General features: G+C 68.8%; 15 protein-coding genes. 11 read left to right on the top strand and 4 right to left on the bottom strand.

Annotated elements, in window-relative coordinates:
- Window positions 1-9: 9 nt before the first annotated feature.
- Together EET10_RS16655 and idsA2 are read right to left on the bottom strand one after the other, a co-directional pair.
- Window positions 10-1551: an alpha-(1->6)-mannopyranosyltransferase A gene (locus EET10_RS16655; protein WP_036407257.1), complete on the bottom strand. Its 1542-nt coding sequence runs from the start codon at window positions 1549-1551 to the stop codon at window positions 10-12.
- A gap of 4 nt (window positions 1552-1555) precedes the next feature.
- Window positions 1556-2614: a bifunctional (2E,6E)-farnesyl/geranyl diphosphate synthase gene (gene idsA2 / locus EET10_RS16650; RefSeq protein WP_036407307.1), complete on the bottom strand. Its 1059-nt coding sequence runs from the start codon at window positions 2612-2614 to the stop codon at window positions 1556-1558.
- A 241-nt stretch (window positions 2615-2855) separates the two neighbouring features.
- Between idsA2 and EET10_RS16645 the strand changes: the two genes are divergently transcribed.
- A complete protein-coding gene (locus EET10_RS16645) occupies window positions 2856-3752 on the top strand; it encodes a mycobacterial-type methylenetetrahydrofolate reductase (RefSeq protein WP_036407256.1) in 897 nt (298 codons plus the stop codon).
- A gap of 37 nt (window positions 3753-3789) precedes the next feature.
- Here EET10_RS16645 and lppM read toward each other — a convergent pair whose 3' ends face one another.
- Window positions 3790-4476 (bottom strand): lipoprotein LppM, encoded by a 687-nt coding sequence (lppM, locus tag EET10_RS16640; RefSeq protein ID WP_122502328.1) that lies wholly within the window; start codon window positions 4474-4476, stop codon window positions 3790-3792.
- 101 nt (window positions 4477-4577) lie between these two features.
- Window positions 4578-5216, bottom strand: a complete 639-nt coding sequence (locus EET10_RS16635) for a GNAT family N-acetyltransferase (protein WP_036407254.1) — start codon at window positions 5214-5216, stop codon at window positions 4578-4580.
- Between the two features lie 308 nt (window positions 5217-5524).
- On the opposite strand from EET10_RS16635, the gene EET10_RS16630 reads away from it, so the two are divergent.
- The 10 genes from EET10_RS16630 to murD all read left to right on the top strand — a co-directional run bounded on the left by EET10_RS16630 (window position 5525) and on the right by murD (window position 18577).
- Window positions 5525-5929, top strand: a complete 405-nt coding sequence (locus EET10_RS16630; RefSeq protein WP_036407252.1) for a DUF3040 domain-containing protein — start codon at window positions 5525-5527, stop codon at window positions 5927-5929.
- Window positions 5930-6307: 378 nt separating this feature from the next.
- Window positions 6308-6739 carry a division/cell wall cluster transcriptional repressor MraZ gene (mraZ, locus tag EET10_RS16625; protein ID WP_036407249.1) on the top strand — a complete coding sequence of 144 codons (432 nt, stop codon included), beginning with the start codon at window positions 6308-6310 and terminating at the stop codon, window positions 6737-6739.
- Between the two features lies 1 nt (window position 6740).
- Entirely contained in the window at window positions 6741-7919 is a 1179-nt protein-coding gene (gene rsmH / locus EET10_RS16620) for a 16S rRNA (cytosine(1402)-N(4))-methyltransferase RsmH (RefSeq protein ID WP_099187447.1), read from the top strand.
- The gene (gene ftsL, locus EET10_RS16615; RefSeq protein WP_099187445.1) at window positions 7916-9154 is read left to right on the top strand and encodes a cell division protein FtsL; all 1239 of its coding nucleotides are present in this window, start codon (window positions 7916-7918) and stop codon (window positions 9152-9154) included. Before rsmH ends, ftsL begins: the two co-directional genes overlap by 4 nt.
- A 176-nt stretch (window positions 9155-9330) precedes the next feature.
- A complete protein-coding gene (locus EET10_RS16610; protein ID WP_246013649.1) occupies window positions 9331-11208 on the top strand; it encodes a peptidoglycan D,D-transpeptidase FtsI family protein in 1878 nt (625 codons plus the stop codon).
- An 83-nt stretch (window positions 11209-11291) separates the two neighbouring features.
- Window positions 11292-12563: a PE family protein gene (locus EET10_RS31690; RefSeq protein ID WP_122502327.1), complete on the top strand. Its 1272-nt coding sequence runs from the start codon at window positions 11292-11294 to the stop codon at window positions 12561-12563.
- Between the two features lie 336 nt (window positions 12564-12899).
- Complete coding sequence (locus EET10_RS16600) at window positions 12900-14486, top strand: UDP-N-acetylmuramoyl-L-alanyl-D-glutamate--2,6-diaminopimelate ligase (protein ID WP_122502326.1); 1587 nt, start codon at window positions 12900-12902, stop codon at window positions 14484-14486.
- On the top strand, window positions 14483-16057 hold the full coding sequence (locus EET10_RS16595) for a UDP-N-acetylmuramoyl-tripeptide--D-alanyl-D-alanine ligase (protein ID WP_036407240.1): 1575 nt from the start codon (window positions 14483-14485) through the stop codon (window positions 16055-16057). Before EET10_RS16600 ends, EET10_RS16595 begins: the two co-directional genes overlap by 4 nt.
- Window positions 16054-17133 (top strand): phospho-N-acetylmuramoyl-pentapeptide-transferase, encoded by a 1080-nt coding sequence (gene mraY / locus EET10_RS16590; protein WP_063467495.1) that lies wholly within the window; start codon window positions 16054-16056, stop codon window positions 17131-17133. The genes EET10_RS16595 and mraY overlap by 4 nt, the downstream gene beginning before the upstream one ends.
- 1 nt (window position 17134) lies before the next feature.
- Window positions 17135-18577, top strand: a complete 1443-nt coding sequence (gene murD, locus EET10_RS16585; protein ID WP_063467494.1) for a UDP-N-acetylmuramoyl-L-alanine--D-glutamate ligase — start codon at window positions 17135-17137, stop codon at window positions 18575-18577.
- Window positions 18578-18581: the final 4 nt, after the last annotated feature.

Raw genomic sequence — 18581 nt, 5'->3', positions numbered from 1 at the left:
ATTGAGGGCTTATCGAGCGGGTTCCGTTGCGTCCCTTGGGGCAGCCGGCTCCGGCACCCGGTACAACGAATACCAGGCCAGCAGCGCGAACGCGGTCGCAAACCCGACGTGCAGCCAGGAATACATGCCGTGTGAACCGTCGGGTTTGAAGATCACCATGACCCAGGTCGAGAACCCGGCGATAGCCGCGACAGCCGGCCGTGACTGGGCCAGTGGGGCCACTATCGCCAGTGGCCAGGAGTAGTACCACGGCAGGGCGGCGGGGACGAACAACACCACGATCAGCATCGACCACGCGATGCCGGCCAGCACCGCCCGGTCGTCGCGCCGGAACCGCCACCACAACAGCGGCAGCGACACCGCGATGATCAGAATTCCGATGAACCTGGTTACCCGCAGCAAGGTGTAGAAGTCGATGGTGAAGAAGTTGCTGCCCAGGGCGTGGATCAGGTTCGCCGCTCCCGTCGGCACAGTCAACCAGTTGATGATCTTCACCGAGCCCGCCAGCGCCGTGAGCCACCCCACTCCGACGCCGGCCACCGCGGACAGCACCGCGAACACCGCCACGAATATCAGCAGCGACGCTGCGGCGGCTGCCAGGAACGCGTGAATCGGCCGGTACCCCCGGCCATCGCGCAGATGCCGCATCCATACCCAGAACAGGAACGGCAGCGCCAGCCCGGCCGTGGCTTTGACCGCGATCGCCACCGTGATCAGCGTGATGCCCGCGACATGGCGACGCTGCATGGTGAGCGCGATGCCGGCGGCCATCAGGCCGACCATCAGCATCTCGTTGTGCACTCCACCCATCAGATGGATGAGCACCAGTGGGTTGAGCACGCAGGTCCACAGCGCGGTGGCGCCGTCGGCGCCGAGGTGACGTGCCAGGCGCGGGGCCGCCCAAATCAACAGCGCCAGCCCGGGCAGCATGCACAAGCGCAACAGCATGGTCCCGGCGACCACGTTGTTGCCGACGATAATCGTCACGAGCTTGGCCACCAGAATGAACGCCGGACCGTAGGGGGCGGTGGTGATCGTCCAGATCGGGCTCACGTCGTCCAGCAACGCATTCGGGTTACCCACCGGCCCTACCGCATAGGGATCCAGGCCGTCGCGCAACAGTGCGCCCTGGGCCAGGTAGGAATAGGTGTCGCGGCTGAAGACCGGCACCGACAGCAGCAGTGGCGCCAGCCAGAATGCGGTGGTGGCACGCATGGTGAACTCGGTTGCTTCGCCGGTGAGGACTTGTCGGCCCAGCCACAGCCACGCGATCAGCATCACGCCCACGCCCAACCACAACACGATCGACGACACCACCAGCCCGTGGCCGAAGCGCAGCCACGACATGTGAATCGTCTCCAGCAGCGGGTCATGCTGGCGGGTGCTGCCGGCTCCCAACCCTCCCGCGGTGATCAGCACAGCCCCCAGGAAACCCAGCCAGGCGGGTTTGGCCTGCGGGGTGCCGGCGAATGCACGAAATCGTGAAATACGTTGGCTCACTGACATTTTCGTCGCGGAATCAGCTTCCGGCGGGGGCGTCGCACTGGTCATCGGTTCAGGCCGACCGGTCGGTTGCCGTCCGGGCCAACTGCGACAATCCGGCCTTGGCGCGTGCGTTGATGGGTGCGGACGCGAGTGTTGCCAGCGCCCGTTGGGTGAGTTCGGTGATCCGATTCTCGGCCGCTGCCACAGCGCCGACCCCCGCGATAACCTCACGCAGCTCGCGCACCTGCACGTCGGTCAGCTCGGTGCCGATCGAGCTACGCAACAGGCTGGCGGCCCGAGGGTCCGACTTCTCCGCGAGCTCGGCTGCCTCGGCTATCAGCACCGTGCGTTTTCCCGACCTCAGGTCGTCGCCGGACGGCTTGCCGGTCACCGCAGGGTCTCCGAACACGCCCAGCACGTCGTCGCGCAGCTGAAACGCCACCCCGAGGTCCGTCCCGAACTGATGAAACGCGGCCGCGACGTCGGGCCTGTCTGCGGCGGCGGCAAGCCCGAGTTGCAGCGGTCGCGACACCGTGTAGCAGGCGGTTTTGAAGGTGGCGACCGTCATCGCCGAGTCGATCGAGTTCGCGGCGCTGGCCTCGGCGACGATGTCGAGGTATTGCCCGCCCAGCACCTCGGTGCGGATGCCGGACCATACCCGCCGCACCCGGCGCGCAGCGTCGGGCGGCAGGCTGGTCTGGCCCACCTCGGAGACGATGTCGTCGGCCCAGGCCTGTGCCACGTCGCCGAGCAGTATCGCCGCCGAGATGCCGAACTGGTGCGCCGGGCCGAGCCAGTTGCGCTCCCGGTGCAGCGCGGCGAAATGCACATGGGCCGTCGGCCGGCCGCGCCGGGTCGAAGAGGCGTCGATCACGTCGTCGTGTATCAATGCCCAGGCGTGCAACAGTTCGAGGGCAGAAAACAAGCGCAGTACCTCGGGGCCGGGTTCCTCGGTTTCCACGGCGTGCCAGCCCCAGTATGCGAAGACCGGCCTGAGCCGTTTGCCCCCGCGCAGCGCAAAGTCTTCCAGCCAGGCCGTCAAGAGGTCGTAGTCGCTCCCGATATAGGCCGCCTCGCGGCGACGGTCGTGCAGATACCGTCGTAGCTGGTCGGTGATGGCGCCGCCCAAGTCGGTTGCCGATGCTTCGACGCTCAGCGCGGCGCCCCTTTCTGCTCGGCACATCCCTGGCCCGACAGTCTATTCGGCCCGGGCGCGGTGGGCGGGCATTGGCTCCCACGGGCGGCCATATGCCCTCTCAGCTAGCCATTCCGCCCCTATGCTGTCGTGGTGGCCCTCTGTTGTGGCCGGTGTGGGGGTGCGCGCGGCGTGGCGCGATTTGAGCAGTAGTCGTCTGAGGAAGAGGTGCCGTGTGACGCTCAACACCATCGCTCTCGAGCTGGTGCCGCCCAACGTCGACGGGGGCCGGGAGCGCGCACTGGAAGACGCGCACAAAGTGCAGCGGTACTCCGCCGAGTCCGGTCTTGACTGCCGAATCCGGCACGTGATGATCCCCGGGATGATCGCCGAGGACGACGATCGGCCGGTCCCGATGCAGCCCAAGCTCGACGTCCTAGATTTCTGGTCGATCATCAGACCGGAGTTGCCGTCGATCAGCGGCCTGTGCACGCAGGTCACCGCCTTCATGGACGAGTCGTCGTTGCGTGGGAGGCTCGCCGAGCTGTGTGCTGCCGGGATGGAGGGTGTCGTGTTCGTCGGGGTGCCGCGCACGATGAACGACGGCGAAGGCTCCGGCGTCGCACCGACCGACGCGTTGTCGATCTATCGGGAGCTGGTGGCCAACCGTGGTGTGATCGTGATTCCCACCCGAGACGGCGAGCAGGGTCGGCTCGATTTCAAATGCAATCAGGGCGCGACCTATGGCATGACGCAGCTGTTGTATTCCGACGCGATCGTCGGGTTTCTGACCAAGTTCGCCGAGGCCACCGACCACCGACCCGAGATCCTGCTGTCGTTCGGTTTCGTCCCCAAGGTCGAGGCTCGCGTCGGCTTGATCAACTGGTTGATCCAGGACCCCGGCAACGCGGCCGTGGCCGAGGAGCAGGAATTCGTCCAGAAGCTGGCCGGCAGCGAACCCGCCCAGAAGCGCCGGTTGATGGTCGACCTCTACCAACGCGTGCTCGATGGAGTCGTGGACCTCGGCTTTCCGCTGAGCATCCATTTCGAGGCAACCTACGGCCTTTCCGCGCCGGCTTTCGAGACCTTCGCCGAGATGCTGGATTACTGGTCGCCCGACAAGCAGGGCTAACCGGGACTAACCGAGCCCGGTAAGCGACCTGATCCGGTTACTTCGGCGGCTGGTCGCCCGCGGCCGTGAACCGGGGGGAGCGGTCCCGGCTGACCCAGGCCAGCAGTGCAACCACGCCCGCGGCCAGCAACGACCCGATTCCCAGCCAGATGCCGGCCGCGGTGAATGACCGGGTGTTGGGATCGGTATAGCGGGCCTGAGCGTTCATGGTGCTCACCACGCCCGGCTTGAGCTTCCATTGCACCACCTCGGGCTCGATGCGGTCACCGTTGGTGGAGGTCACGGTTCCGGGAAAGGCGACGGTCAGCTCGACGTCGGCATCGGCGTCGGTGAGTGAGGTCAGATCCACCCGGCCCTCCAGAATCACCAGGTTGCCGTTTCGCCGCAGCGATAGGTTCACCCCGGCCGCGTCGGAGTTCATGTTGGCCAGCTGCGGCAACTCGGCGAACGTCAAATCGGAAAACACCGCCTGCGACCCCACGTAGCCGTCGCTGTCGTAGTTGGAGACAGCCACTTTCTGGCTGAATGCCAGGTTGTTGCTGTCGAGTTGAGGGCCGGCGTCCTTGTTGTTCTTGGGCTTTGCCGCGGCGATGATCTCGCCGGACACCAGGTCGTCGGGTGAGATGGTGATCGACGCCCGGACGCGCAGGCATCCGGTGGCCAGGGGCACCAGCATCAACAGCATCGCGATGGCCAGCATGCGACGCCGTCGGGTCCCGGCCACGTGAGATTTGCGGGCTGAGAGCGAGGGAGAGCTGGCGCGCACCAGGTCATCGTGCCAGACCCGGTGTGCCGCTTGGGCAAGCCGTCCGCAGTCGGTCGGGCCTACAGCGGTAGCGCGCGGCCCAGGACCGCGAACGCGCGGGGGTCGCCGGCGAAGTAGTAGCCGCGGATGATGTCGGTGAAGCCCAGCCGCCGGTACAACCGCCACGCCCGGTTGGCCTCGCCATTGGTCTCCGGAGTGGACAGTAGGACGTGGTCCTCCTGCCGACCGGCGAGTAGCCGGCGGACCAGTGCCTCGCCGACGCCATGGCCCTGGGCGCGCGGCTGGATATGTAATTCCGTCAACTCGAAATAGCTACTCATCACCCGGGAGATCGCCTGCGGCGGAAAACCACTGCGCTGCAGCCCGAGGACCACTTGCTGCTGCCACCACTGCCCGGGGGCGCCGGGGTAGCCGTAGGCGACGCCCACCATCGGTGCGTTGCTCAGATCGCCAGCCGCCGACGCCCGGCTGTCGGGGTCGGCTCCCACGATTCCGGACGGATCGGACCCGCCCGGGTCCGCAACGTCGACGGCGGCGACGGCCTTCCAGCCCGGCCGGCGGATGTGCTCCAGCCACATGGCGGCGCGCTGGTTCTCGGTGCCTCTGGGGTAGCGCATCGCGTCGACATAGACGGTCAGGGCCTCCCTGAGGCGGCGCTCCATCTCGCTCGGGGCCAGATCGATGAGGAATATCGCCAACTGCCCTCCTCGCGGTGATCCGGTGCGGTGCCTAAGCACCAGTATCGGACCACCGCCGTCGCGGTTGGCCGAGCGGTCGAGATGCGCACCGGTATGAAGCGATAGGGAGCGACGCGGAGTTTGTGACCGGTTGCACCCCATGGGGTGTCGGGCGCATTCGTGCGACGGGGTGCGGCCGGGATAGAATCGCCGGCGAATCAGTGGTACGGCTGGGATTGACCTCGTATCATCTGAGTTAGTTGCCCCCACAACGGGCATCCGCGTTGCTACCGGTAGTTACGTGACAGTCTGTCGGCAAGGAGGGACGAATGCCACTCTCCGATCATGAGCAGCGGATGCTTGAGCAGATCGAGAGCGCGCTCTACGCCGAAGACCCTAAATTCGCGTCGAGTGTCCGTGGTGGGGGCTTCCGCGCACCCACGGCACGGCGGCGCTTGCAGGGTGCGGCGTTGTTCGTCATCGGCCTGGCCATGCTGGTTTCCGGGGTGGCATTAAAGGCCACGATGATCGGAAGCTTCCCGATCCTCAGTGTCTTCGGTTTTGTGGTGATGTTCGGCGGCGTGGTGTATGCCATCACCGGTCCGCGGTTGCCGGGTCGGCTGGATCACTCTCGGCAAGCGTCCGGCGGGTCGCGCCAGCGTCGCAGTAAGGGCGCCGGAGGCTCATTCACCAGCCGGATGGAGGATCGGTTCCGGCGCCGCTTCGACGAGTAGGCGAACGAAAGTAGACCTGACGGGGCAGCCATCTGGCTGTCCCGTTTTTCGTGCGCACCCGATATCTCGCACCGAAGCCGCCGTTCCCGGGCGTCGGGGAATCCACCCCGAAACCCCAGTCGTGAACTATTGATCTGGTTGTGCCCCACTGCGCCCCACTTGACGCTCCGTTTTCAATCACTGGCCTCTGAAATGCGGTTTTAGCATGACCAGTGAGCTGGATGCCGGGGCGCAGGGTGATCTAGAGGTGACCTGACGCCGCAGATTCTTGCGGAAATGCCGTGGCGACACCCCATCAATGGGGCGAAGTGGGGGATTGTGGGGTATGGTGGCTGAAGTGTTTGGGTGAGCGAGCAGCTCTAGGTGGGAGGTGGCCTAGTGTTTCTCGGCACCTACACGCCCAAACTCGACGACAAGGGGCGGCTGACGCTGCCGGCAAAGTTTCGCGACGCGTTGGCAGGGGGGTTGATGGTCACCAAGAGCCAAGATCACAGCCTCGCCGTGTACCCGAGAGCGGAGTTCGAGCAGCTGGCGCGCCGGGCGAGCAAGGCGCCGCGAAGCAACCCCGAAGCACGGGCGTTCCTGCGCAATCTTGCCGCCGGCACCGACGAGCAGCACCCCGACGGCCAGGGCCGGATCACGCTATCCGCCGACCATCGCCGCTACGCGGGTCTTTCCAAGGACTGCGTGGTGATCGGCGCGGTCGACTACCTCGAGATCTGGGACGCCCGAGCTTGGCACGACTACCAGCAACTCCATGAAGAGAACTTCTCCGCGGCCAGCGATGAAGCACTCGGCGACATCTTCTGAGGTGCGTGTCCGTGCACCGTGGTCTCTGCCCGAACCGACCCTGGCGTACTTCCCCGACGCCAGGTTCGCGACTTCGGACAGGGACCTCGGTGCAGGGACGCCACTGTGGCCAGACTGGTGGACAGACCGGTATTGCCCCACCCGGGGAGGTGTCACGGTGGCTGATGGCCCAAGGGATTTCGGTCATGTTCCCGTCCTGGCGCGCCGCTGTGTCGAGCTGCTCGCTCCGGCGCTGACGCGGCACCACCCAGACGGTTCCGGGGCGATTCTCGTCGACGCGACCCTCGGCGCGGGCGGGCACGCGGAACGCTTTCTGCGCAACTTGCCGGGCCTGCGGCTCATCGGGCTGGATCGCGACCCGCGCGCCCTGGACATTGCCCGGGATCGGTTGGCGCCCTTCACCGAGCGGATCACACTGATACGCACCCGCTACGACGGCCTCGCGCCGGCACTGGCCGAGTTAGGTTATGGCGCAGTCGAATCGGTCGACGGGGCGCTGTTCGATCTGGGCGTCTCGTCCATGCAACTCGACCGCGCCGAGCGCGGCTTCGCCTATGCCAAGGATGCTCCGCTGGACATGCGGATGGACCCGGACACACCGCTGACCGCGGCCGACATCGTCAACACCTACGACGAGGCCGCGCTGGCCGATATCTTGCAGCGCTACGGTGAGGAGCGGTTTGCGCGCCGCATCGCCGGGCTTATCGTCCGGCAGCGCGCCCATACGCCGTTCACGTCGACCTCCGAGCTGGTTGCCGTTGTCTACCAGGCGATTCCGGCTGCGGCCCGGCGCACCGGCGGGCATCCGGCCAAACGCACCTTCCAGGCTCTGCGCATCGCGGTCAACGAAGAGCTGGACTCGCTGCGTGGCGCCGTTCCCGCTGCGATGGCCGCACTCCGCGTTGGCGGACGCATCGTGGTGATGGCCTACCAGTCGCTGGAGGACCGGATCGTCAAGCGGGTGTTCGCCGACGCGGTCGCCTCCAGAACGCCGATCGGGCTTCCGGTCGAGCTTCCCGGCCACGGACCGCGGTTCCGGTCGCTGACCCACGGCGCCGAACGCGCGGATGCGGTCGAAGTGGAACGCAATCCACGCAGCGCCGCGGTGCGGCTGCGGGCGTTGCAACGCATTGACCATGAGGCGGAACCGCAGCACGCGACCGGGAAGGGCGATTCATGACGGCGAAGCGCGAAGCTCGGGCGCCGGGGAACCGCCGCGGTAGCGATCGTCGCGGCGAAGGCGATCGTACGGCTGCTTCCAACCGGCACACGGCAGCCGACTCGGCGTCGCGTCGCTCCCGGGCGGGAAAGACCACGGCGCCGCACCGCGAGGCGCGGATGCCGAAGTCGGGACCGCAGACCAGTCCGATGCCCCGGCCCGTCGACCGTCCGGCCCGGCCCAAGAACACCAGTCAGGCCAAAGCTCGGGCCAAGGCCCGAAAAGCCAAGTCGCCCAAAGTAGTACGTCCTAAACTGAGCGAGCGGTTGGCCGTCCGGCTGGCATCGATCGACCTGCGCCCCCAGACCTTGCTGAGCAAGGTCCCGTTTGTGGTTTTGGTGATCGGGTCCCTCGGCGTCGGGTTGGCGCTCACTTTGTGGCTGTCGACCGATGCCGCCGAGCGTTCGTATCAGCTAAGCCACGCCCGGGAGCGGACGCGGATATTGCAGCAGCAAAAGGAGGCGCTGGAACGCGATGTTCGTGAGGCCGGGTCGGCGCCGGCACTGGCAGAGGCGGCCCGCAAGCAAGGCATGATTCCGACCAGGGACACCGCCCACTTGGTTCAGGCGCCCGACGGCAATTGGGTGGTGGTGGGAACCCCCAAGCCTGCTGACGGTGTTCCGCCGCCCCCGCTGAACACGAAACTGCCGGAAGAAGGTCCGCCGCAGCCTCCGAAACCGCCGGTGGTTCCCCCGGAGGTTCCGGTTCGGGTCCTGCCGGGTCCCGGTGACCCGGCACCGCCTGCCCGGTCCGGCCCGCAGTTGCTGCCTCGCACTCCCGACGGCGCGTCGACGCTGGGTGCCGACAGCAACCACCTGCCGGGCCAGGCGCCGGCGGTGCCGGGACAGACTGCGGTGCCGGGACAGGCGCCGGGCATGCCGGGACAGCTCCCGCCGCAGCTTCAATTGCCGGCACCCGTCGGCTCGGCGCCCGCCGCGCCGGTGCAGCTGCCCGGTCAAGTGCCGGCCCCGGTACCAGTCGAGGTACCGGTACCACTGCAATCGGGCACCGCGCCGCCGGTGCTCGGCGTACCGCCGGCTCCTGCTGCCCCCATGACCCCGGTAGCTCCGGCAGCGCCCGCGCCCCCGATCACGGTGCACGCACCGCAGCCGATCCCACCACCGGTGCCGTCCAACGGCGAACAGTTCGTCCCGGTGGCTCCCACGGTGCCGGCGGCGCCGGGGGGGGCGCGGTGAGCCGCGGCGGGCGCATTCGCCCGGCGCCATCGACGGGTGGTGCGTGCAAACGGCAGCAAGCCGTCGATGCACGGCAGTCGAAGCGGTCGAAGAAGTCAAGCGAGCGCCGGGTCGACGAGCCCCCGGCTCCCAAGCGGCTCCGGAAAGCCAAGGAAGCCAATAAAACCCGCGTCGCGGTGCGCGCGGAAACAGCCCCACCCGGCCGGCCGGCGGGGCAACGGCGGACCCGTCAGGCAGTGGAAGTGGCGACCCGCGGTGCGTCGTTTGTCTTCCGGCATCGGGCCGGCAACGCGGTGATTTTCGCGTTGACGATGGTCGCCGCGACCCAGCTGTTCTACCTGCAGGTGTCCAATGCCGCGGACCTGCGTGCGCAGGCGGCCGGCCAGCTCAAGGTCACCGACGTCGAACCGGCGGTTCGCGGTGCCATCGTCGACCGGCACAACGACCGGCTCGCGTTCACCATCCAGGCGCGTGCGTTGACCTTCCAGCCCAAGAGGGTTCGCCAACAACTGGAGGAGGCCAAGAAGAAGTCCCCCGCCGCCCCGGACCCGCAGCAGCGGCTCAAGGACATCGCCCGGGAGATCGCGGGCAAGCTGAACAACAAGCCCGACGCCGCAACGCTGCTGAAGAAGCTGCAGAGCAATGATGCGTTCGTGTACCTGGCACGTGCGGTCGATCCCGCTATCGCCAGCGCCGTCTCCGAGAAGTATCCCGAGGTGGGCTCCGAGCGGCAGGACCTGCGCCAGTACCCCGGCGGATCGCTGGCCGCCAACATCGTGGGCGGGATCGATTGGGATGGCCATGGTCTGCTGGGTCTGGAGGACTCCATGGATGCCGTGCTGGCCGGAACCGACGGCTCGGTCACCTACGACCGCGGATCGGACGGCGTGGTCATCCCCGGCAGCTACCGCAACCGGCACAAGGCGGTTCACGGTTCCACCGTCCAGCTCACGCTCGACAACGACATCCAGTTCTATGTGCAACAGCAGGTGCAGCAGGCCAGGAACCTGTCCGGGGCCCACAACGTGTCAGCCGTGGTATTGGATGCCAAGACCGGCGAGGTGCTCGCCATGGCCAACGACAACACCTTCGACCCGTCCCAGGACATCGGGCGCCAGGGCGACAAGCAGTTGGGCAACCCGGCCGTGTCGTCACCCTTCGAACCGGGATCGGTGAACAAGGTGATCACCGCGTCGTCGGTCATTGAGTACGGGCTGTCCAACCCCGACGAGGTGCTGCAGGTGCCCGGCACGATCGAGATGGGCGGGGTCAGCGTGCACGACGCCTGGGAGCACGGCGTGATGCCCTACACCACGACCGGCGTGTTCGGTAAGTCGTCGAATGTTGGCACGCTGATGCTGGCGCAGCGGGTGGGCCCGGAGCGCTTCTACGACATGGTCCGCAAGTTCGGGCTGGGTCAGCGCACCGGGGTGGGGCTGCCCGGTGAGAGCGCCGGGCTGGTGCCGCCCATCGACCAGTGGTCGGGCAGCACCTTCTCGAATCTGCCCATTGGCCAAGGTCTTTCGATGACCTTGCTGCAGATGGCGGACATGTATCAGGCTATCGCCAACGACGGGGTGCGGATACCTCCTCGGATCATCAAGGCGACCATCGCAGCCGACGGCACCCGCACCGAGGAACCGCGTCCCGACGGCGTCCGCGTGGTGTCGGCGCAGACGGCCCAGACCGTACGCCAGATGTTGCGCGCCGTCGTACAGCAGGACCCGATGGGCTACCAGCAGGGCACCGGCCCGGCGGCGGCGGTGCCCGGTTACCAGATGGCCGGCAAGACCGGGACCGCACAGCAGATCAACCCCGCCTGCGGCTGCTACTTCGACAACGTCTACTGGATCACCTTTGCCGGGATGGCCACTGTCGACAGTCCGCGATATGTGATCGGGTTGATGATGGACAACCCGGAGCGCAACGCCGACGGTAGCCCGGGCCACTCGGCGGCCCCGCTGTTCCACAACATCGCCGGCTGGCTGATGCAACGCGAAAACGTGCCGCTGTCACCCGACCCGGGGCCGCCGCTGGTCTTGCAGGCCACCTGAGGCCACCCGCGTCCGCCCAAAGCGCCCGACGGGGTGCACGGGTCGGGATACGATCCGCTTGCTGACCCGTGGGGAGGTACCCGATGTCATTGGTCGTCACGATCCCTTCGCAGCTGGCCGCCGCAGCAACGGAGTTGACGGGCATCGGGTCCACCGTCACCGCGGCGAGTGCGGCTGCGGCGGCGCCCACGACGAATGTGCTGGCCGCGGCCGCCGACGAGATCTCCACCGCCCTTGCGGCCTTGTTCGGTGCTCATGGCGATGGTTTCCAGGCCCTCAGCGCGCGGGCGGCGGTCTTTCACGACCAGTTCGTGCTCGCCCTGAACGCGGCTGCCAGCTCATATGCCGGTGTCGAGGCGATCGGCGCGGCAGCGCTGCAGTCGCCGATCGCGGGCCTGTTGGATGTGGTCAACGCTCCCACCCTGGCTCTGTTGGGGCGGCCATTGATCGGCGACGGGGCAAACGGGGCTTCGGGGCGAGACGGGGGGGCCGGCGGTTTGCTCTTCGGCAATGGGGGCAACGGCGGCCCGGGGAACGGCAGCCACCCCGCCGGCGGCAACGGCGGCGCTGCCGGACTGATCGGCAACGGCGGAGCCGGCGGCGCTGGCGCCAACACCGGCGCCGGCGGCCGGGGCGGCGACGGCGGATGGTTGTTCGGCAGTGGCGGTGTCGGCGGCGCGGGCGGGGCGGGTACCTCGAACGGGGTGGCCGGTGCCGGCGGCGCTGGCGGCAACGCCTGGCTGTGGGGTCATGGCGGTGCCGGTGGCAACGGTGGCAGTGCCGGTCTCGGCGTGCCCACCGCGGGCGCGGCCGGTGGTAACGGCGGGCATGGGGGCTTCGTGAGCGGAAACGGCGGTGCCGGTGGCGACGGCGGGTCGAGCGGAAGGTCGTTCACCGCGGGCGCCACCGGTGGTGCCGGCGGTGCCGGCGGTGCCGCCGGTTGGTTGTTCGGCACCGGAGGTGCCGGCGGTGACGGCGGTAACGGCGGCGACGGCGGCAACGGCACCGTCGCCGGCGGGCAGGGCGGGGCCGGTGCCGGCGGCGGCCGCGGTGGGCTCTTGTGGGGCAGCGGCGGCACTGGCGGGGCGGGTGGAAACGGCGCCGAGGGCTCGGTGGGCGGGATCGGCGGCGTGGGCGGCACCGGCGGGGACGCCGGGCTGATCGGCAATGGGGCGGCGGGTGGGGCCGGCGGGACCGGCGGCCTGAGCGCGATTACGGGGGTCCGCGCGGGCGGCGGTGGCGGCGGCAACGGCGGCAATGCCCTGCTGTGGGGCACCGGCGGTGCCGGTGGCCGGGGCGGTGCGGGCGTCCCGGCCGGCGCCGACGGGACCAGCGGGCGCGGCGGGCTGCTCTAGAGCGCGCTCGGCCGGCACCGCTGATCCAAAGGCCCATCGGCCGGAACTTGTGGTGCGGTCGAGGGGTTCCGGAGGGTTGGTGTACGGCAATGGGAGGCCGGGGGGCATCCGCGGGTGCCGGATCCGGCGGCTGTGGGATGCCCGCCGGGCGCTGCTGATCCCGGGTGCGTCACCGCGGCCGCACCGGCTGGTATCACCGCAGATCGAAGCGAGCCGGGCGGCTGCGGCCGTCCAGCGCAGGCGCGGCTCCACATGGTGAGCGGGTGCGTCTAGGTAGGGTGTCAACGCCGACCATGGCGATCTCTCAACATCTGCGGTCGGACGGAGGTGGTGCCAATGGCGGAATCGATGCCCACTGGGCTACGCCCTCGTGCCGTCGCAGGGGTGAAGCTGGCTGTGCTGGCGGCACAGACCGGCGCGGTACCAGACGGCACCGCGGATTACCCCGAAACCTTCCGGGATGTGCAAGTCACCGGCGTGACACTGCGTGCCCAGGACGTCCGGCCCGGTGACCTGTTCGCCGCCTTGCCTGGCTCGACCACACACGGCGCCCGTCATGCCGTCGATGCCATCGAGCGGGGGGCGGTCGCGGTGCTCACAGACGCCGACGGGGTCGCCGCGATGGGTGCCCATGCGGCGAGCGTGCCGGTCTTGGTGCATCCGGCGCCGCGCAGCGTGCTCGGGGGGCTGGCCGCCACCGTGTACGGTCGCCCGTCCGAGCGGCTCACGGTCGTCGGCATCACCGGGACGTCCGGCAAGACCACCACCACCTATCTGGTGGACGCCGGTTTACGGGCCGGCGGTCGGGTCGCCGGGCTGATCGGCACCATCGGCATCCGCATCGACGGCGCCGACATCCCGAGTGCGCTCACGACACCGGAGGCGCCCGCCTTACAGGCGATGCTTGCGGAAATGTCAGAACGCGGCGTGGACACCGTGGTCATGGAGGTGTCCAGCCATGCGCTGGCGCTGGGCCGGGTGGACGGTACCCGCTTTGCCGTCGGCGGCTTCACCAACTTGTCGCGTGACCATCTGGACTTCCACCCCACCATGGAGGACTACTTCGAGGCCAAGGCGCTGCTGTTCGACCCGGCCTCGGCGCTGCGCGCCGACACCGTCGTGGTGTGTGTCGATGACGACGCCGGGCGCGCGATTGCCGAGCGGGCCGAGACCGCGATCACCGTGAGTGCGCGCGATCGGGCCGCGCACTGGTGCGCCGTCGACGTGGTGCCGATGGGCGCCGCCGGACAGGAATTCACCGCCGTTGACCCGTCCGGCATCCAGCACCGGGTGCGCATCGGCTTGCCGGGCAGCTACAACGTCGCCAATTGCCTTCTCGCACTGGCGATTTTGGACAGTATCGGGGTCTCGCCGGAACAGGCTGCGCCGGGACTGCGGCAGGCCCGGGTCCCCGGACGCCTGGAACAGGTGGACCGCGGTCAGGACTTCCTGGCTCTCGTCGACTACGCGCACAAGCCCGGGGCCTTGCGGGCGGTGTTGACTACGCTGGCGAGCCCGGACCGTCGGCTGGCGGTGGTGTTCGGCGCCGGTGGCGAGCGTGACCCGGGAAAGCGCGCCCCGATGGGTGCCGTCGCCGCGGAGCTGGCCGACCTGGTCGTCGTCACCGACGACAACCCACGCGGTGAGGATCCCGCGGCGATCCGCCGGGAGATCCTGGCCGGGGCCGCGGGAGCCGGCAGTACTGCCGAGGTGGTCGAGGTCGCTGACCGAAGGGACGCGATCCGGCACGCGGTCGCCTGGGCCGGCCCCGGGGACGTGGTCCTCGTCGCCGGCAAGGGCCATGAAACCGGCCAGCGCGGCGCCGGGGAGGTCCGCCCGTTCGATGACCGGGTGGAACTGGCCGAGGCGTTGGCCGCGCGCAGGGCCGGCGGGCTTCCCGGATCCGGGCAGACACGCCCATGATCGACCTGACCGTGGCTCAGATCGCCGACATCGTCGGCGGCACCCTGGCCGATATCTCGCCGCAGGACGCCGCACAACGTCGCGTCACCGGGACCGTCGAGTTCGACTCCCGCGCGATCGGCCCCGGCGGATTGTTCCTGGCGCTGCCGGGCGCACATGTTGACGGACACGACTATGCGGAGTCGGCGATAGCGGCCGGGGCGGTCGCCGTGCTGGCCGCTCGGCCGGTCGGTGTTCCGGCCATCGTGGTGGCGCCGGTGCGGTCCGCGGTCGAGGGCGCGCTGGCCGGAGTGCTCGAGCACGACGCCGACGGGTCGGGCGCAGCTGTCCTGGCCGCGCTGGCGAAACTGGCCAAGGCGGTGGCCGCGGAACTGGTCGCCGGCGGGCTGACCATCATCGGGATCACTGGTTCGTCGGGCAAGACGTCGACCAAGGACCTGGTGGCCGCGGTGCTGCAGCCGTTGGGTGAGGTGGTTGCCCCGCCCGGATCCTTCAACAACGAGCTGGGTCATCCCTGGACCGTGCTGCGCGCCGGCCGCGACACCGACTACTTGATTCTGGAGATGTCGGCCCGCCACCCCGGCAACATCGCGGCGCTGGCCGAGATCGCGACCCCGACCGTCGGGGTGGTGCTCAACGTCGGAACCGCGCACCTGGGCGAATTCGGCTCCCGTGAGGCCATAGCACGAACGAAATCGGAACTGCCGCAAGCTGTTCCGCGATCCGGGGTGGTCATTCTCAATGTCGACGACCCGGCCGTGGCGGCGATGGCCGAGGTGACCGCGGCCCGCGTGGTGCGGGTCAGCCGCGGCAGCACTGGCGATGTATGGGCCGGGCCGGTGTCGCTGGACGAGCTGGCCAGGCCGCAGTTCACCGTGCACGCCGGTGCCACCCAGGCTGAAGTCCGGCTGGGCGTCTACGGCGACCATCACGTCAGCAATGCGTTGTGCGCGGCCGCCGTCGCGCTGGAATGCGGTGCCACCCTCGATCAGGTGGCAACCGCGCTTGGCGGCGCGGGTCCGGTGTCGCGCCATCGGATGCAGGTGACCACCCGCGCGGACGGGGTGACGGTCATCGACGACGCCTATAACGCGAACCCTGACTCCATGCGGGCCGGTCTGCAGGCGCTGGCCTGGATCGCCCACGGCGGCTCCGGCACCGGGTCCGACCGCTCCGACAAACGGCGCAGTTGGGCGGTGTTGGGGGAGATGGCTGAACTCGGCGCGGACGCCGTAGCCGAGCATGACCGCGTCGGCCGGCTCGCGGTGCGTTTAGATGTGTCTCGACTCGTCGTCGTGGGAACCGGGAGGTCGGTGAGCGCCATGCACCACGCTGCGGTGCTGGAAGGAGCGTGGGGCTCGTGGGGAGCCGGGGCTGATAGAGGGGCGGTCAACGTCGCCGACGCCGATGCCGCGCTGGAACTGTTGCGCGCCGAAGTCCAACCCGGGGATGTGATCCTGATCAAGGCATCGAACTCGGCAGGCCTGGGAGCGCTGGCCGACGCGTTGGTCTCAGACGGCGCCGACGGCGCAGCTGGGGGCGCCGACAACGGCGGGAGCGCACGCCCATGAGACAAATCCTGATCGCCGTCGCCATCGCGCTGGCGGTTTCCATCCTGCTCACCCCGGCGCTGATCCGGCTGTTCACCAAACAGGGTTTCGGTCACCACACCCGCGACGATGGCCCACCCAGCCACCACAGCAAACGCGGCACGCCGTCGATGGGCGGCGTGGCGATTCTGGCCGGCATTTGGGCGGGCTACTTCGGCACCCACCTCGCCGGTCTGGCGGTCGACGGCGAAGGCATCTCTGCGTCGGGTTTGCTGGTGCTGGGCCTGGCCACCGCGCTGGGCGGGGTCGGATTCCTCGACGACATGATCAAGATCCGCAGGTCACGCAACCTCGGGCTGAACAAGACCGCCAAGACCGTCGGGCAGATCACCTCCGCCGTGCTGTTCGCCGTGCTGGTGCTGCAATTCCGCAATCCGGCCGGCCTCACGCCGGGCAGCGCGCAGCTGTCCTACGTGCGCGAGATCGCCACGGTCACGCTGATTCCAGTGCTGTTCGTGCTGTTTTGTGTGGTCGTCGTCAGCGCCTGGTCGAACGCGGTCAACTTCACCGACGGCCTGGACGGGCTGGCCGCCGGCTGCATGGCGATGGTCACCGGTGCCTACGTGCTGATCACCTTCTGGCAATACCGCAACGCATGCGTCACCGCGCCCGGGTTGGGCTGCTATAACGTGCGCGACCCGCTGGATCTGGCGCTCATCGCCGCCGCGACCGCCGGCGCCTGCATCGGCTTTTTGTGGTGGAACGCGGCGCCCGCGAAGATCTTCATGGGCGACACCGGTTCCCTGGCATTGGGCGGTGTCATCGCCGGGCTCTCGGTCACCAGCCGCACCGAGCTGCTGGCAGTGGTGCTGGGCTCGCTGTTCGTTGCCGAGATCACCTCGGTGGTGCTGCAGATTCTGACGTTCCGCACGACCGGGCGCCGGGTATTCCGGATGGCGCCCTTCCACCACCATTTTGAGTTGGTCGGCTGGGCAGAAACCACGGTGATCATCCGTTTCTGGCTGCTCACCGCCATCAGCTGTGGTTTGGGTGTGGCCTTGTTCTACGGTGAATATCTGGCTGCGATCGGTGCCTGACGTGCTTGCCCCCCTGGCGCCGGGCGCGCCGGTGCTGATCGCCGGTGGCCGGGTGACCGGGCGCGCCGTGCTGGCGGCGCTGACCCGCTTCGGGGCGGCGCCCACGGTCTGCGACGACGATCCGGCGATGCTGCAGCCTTATTCCGACGGCGGTGTGGCGACGGTCGAGCCGTCGGTCGCGGCATCGCAAATCGCCGAGTATGCATTGGTGGTCACCAGCCCCGGGTTCCAACCGACGACGCCCGTGCTGGCCGCGGCCGCCGCCGCGGGCGTGCCGATCTGGGGTGACGTGGAGCTGGCCTGGCGGCTGGATGCGGCGGGCCGCTATGGGCCGCCGCGCCGCTGGCTGGTGGTGACCGGCACCAACGGCAAGACCACCACGACCTCGATGCTGCACGCCATGCTGATCACCGCCGGCCGCCGTAGCGCGCTGTGCGGAAACATCGGCAGCCCGGTGTTGGAGGTGCTTGACCAGCCGGCCGACGTGCTGGCCGTCGAGTTGTCGAGTTTCCAGCTGTACTGGGCGCCGTCGCTGCGGCCCGAGGCCGGTGTGGTGCTCAACATCGCCGAAGATCACCTGGACTGGCACGGCACGATGGCGGCCTACACCGAAGCCAAAGCTCGGGTGCTGACCGGCCGGGTGGCAGTGGTGGGACTCGATGACGCCCGAGCCGCGGCACTGCTGGACACCGTGCCCGCGCCGGTGCGGGCCGGTTTCCGGCTCGGTGAGCCCGCCGCCGGGGAGCTGGGCGTGCGCGACGGCCACCTGGTTGACCGCGCTTTCGCCGCCGACCTGCCGCTGCTGCCGGTCGCCTGCATCCCGGTACCGGGCCCGGTCGGGGTGCTCGACGCACTGGCTGCGGCCGCGCTGGCCCGCTCCGTCGGGGTGTCCGCCGCGGCGATCGCGGACGCGATCGCGTCGTTTCAGGTCGGCCGGCACCGCTCGGAAGTGGTGGCGGTCGTCGACGGCGTTACCTATGTCGACGACTCCAAGGCCACCAATCCGCACGCCGCGCAGGCATCGGTGCTGGCCTACCCGCGGGTGGTCTGGCTGGCCGGTGGGCTGCTCAAGGGCGCATCCGTGGATGCCGAGGTGGCGAGCATGGCATCGAGGCTGGTCGGCGCGGTGCTCTTCGGCCGAGACCGGGCAGCGGTTGCCGAGGCGTTATCACGACACGCGCCGGATGTCCCCGTCGTCCAGGTTGTGACAGGCGAGGATGCTGATATGGCTGTGGCTTCTGATGCTTATGTGACAAAAGTTGACGATTCCGTCAAACCGCTCGGCGCGCGCGTGATGACCGCCGCGGTGGCCGCGGCCAAAGAGATGGCCAAACCCGGTGACACGGTGCTACTGGCGCCGGCCGGCGCGTCGTTTGACCAGTTCAACGGTTACGCCGACCGGGGCGACGCGTTCGCGGCCGCGGTACGCGCCGCGGTCCGGTAGCCGA

The organism is Mycobacterium pseudokansasii, assembly GCF_900566075.1.
GTDB lineage: Bacteria > Actinomycetota > Actinomycetes > Mycobacteriales > Mycobacteriaceae > Mycobacterium > Mycobacterium pseudokansasii.
This window is presented reverse-complemented; position numbering and strand designations above follow the sequence as displayed.

Excerpts from the sequence above, each read along its gene's own strand:
- EET10_RS31690 (WP_122502327.1), top strand. The coding sequence starts at position 11,292 with ATGTCATTGGTCGTCACGATCCCTTCGCAGCTGGCCGCCGCAGCAACG.
- EET10_RS16600 (WP_122502326.1), top strand. The coding sequence starts at position 12,900 with ATGGCGGAATCGATGCCCACTGGGCTACGCCCTCGTGCCGTCGCAGGG.
- ftsL (WP_099187445.1), top strand. The coding sequence starts at position 7,916 with ATGACGGCGAAGCGCGAAGCTCGGGCGCCGGGGAACCGCCGCGGTAGC.
- EET10_RS16655 (WP_036407257.1), bottom strand. The coding sequence starts at position 1,551 with ATGACCAGTGCGACGCCCCCGCCGGAAGCTGATTCCGCGACGAAAATG.
- EET10_RS16630 (WP_036407252.1), top strand. The coding sequence starts at position 5,525 with ATGCCACTCTCCGATCATGAGCAGCGGATGCTTGAGCAGATCGAGAGC.
- EET10_RS16595 (WP_036407240.1), top strand. The coding sequence starts at position 14,483 with ATGATCGACCTGACCGTGGCTCAGATCGCCGACATCGTCGGCGGCACC.
- mraY (WP_063467495.1), top strand. The coding sequence starts at position 16,054 with ATGAGACAAATCCTGATCGCCGTCGCCATCGCGCTGGCGGTTTCCATC.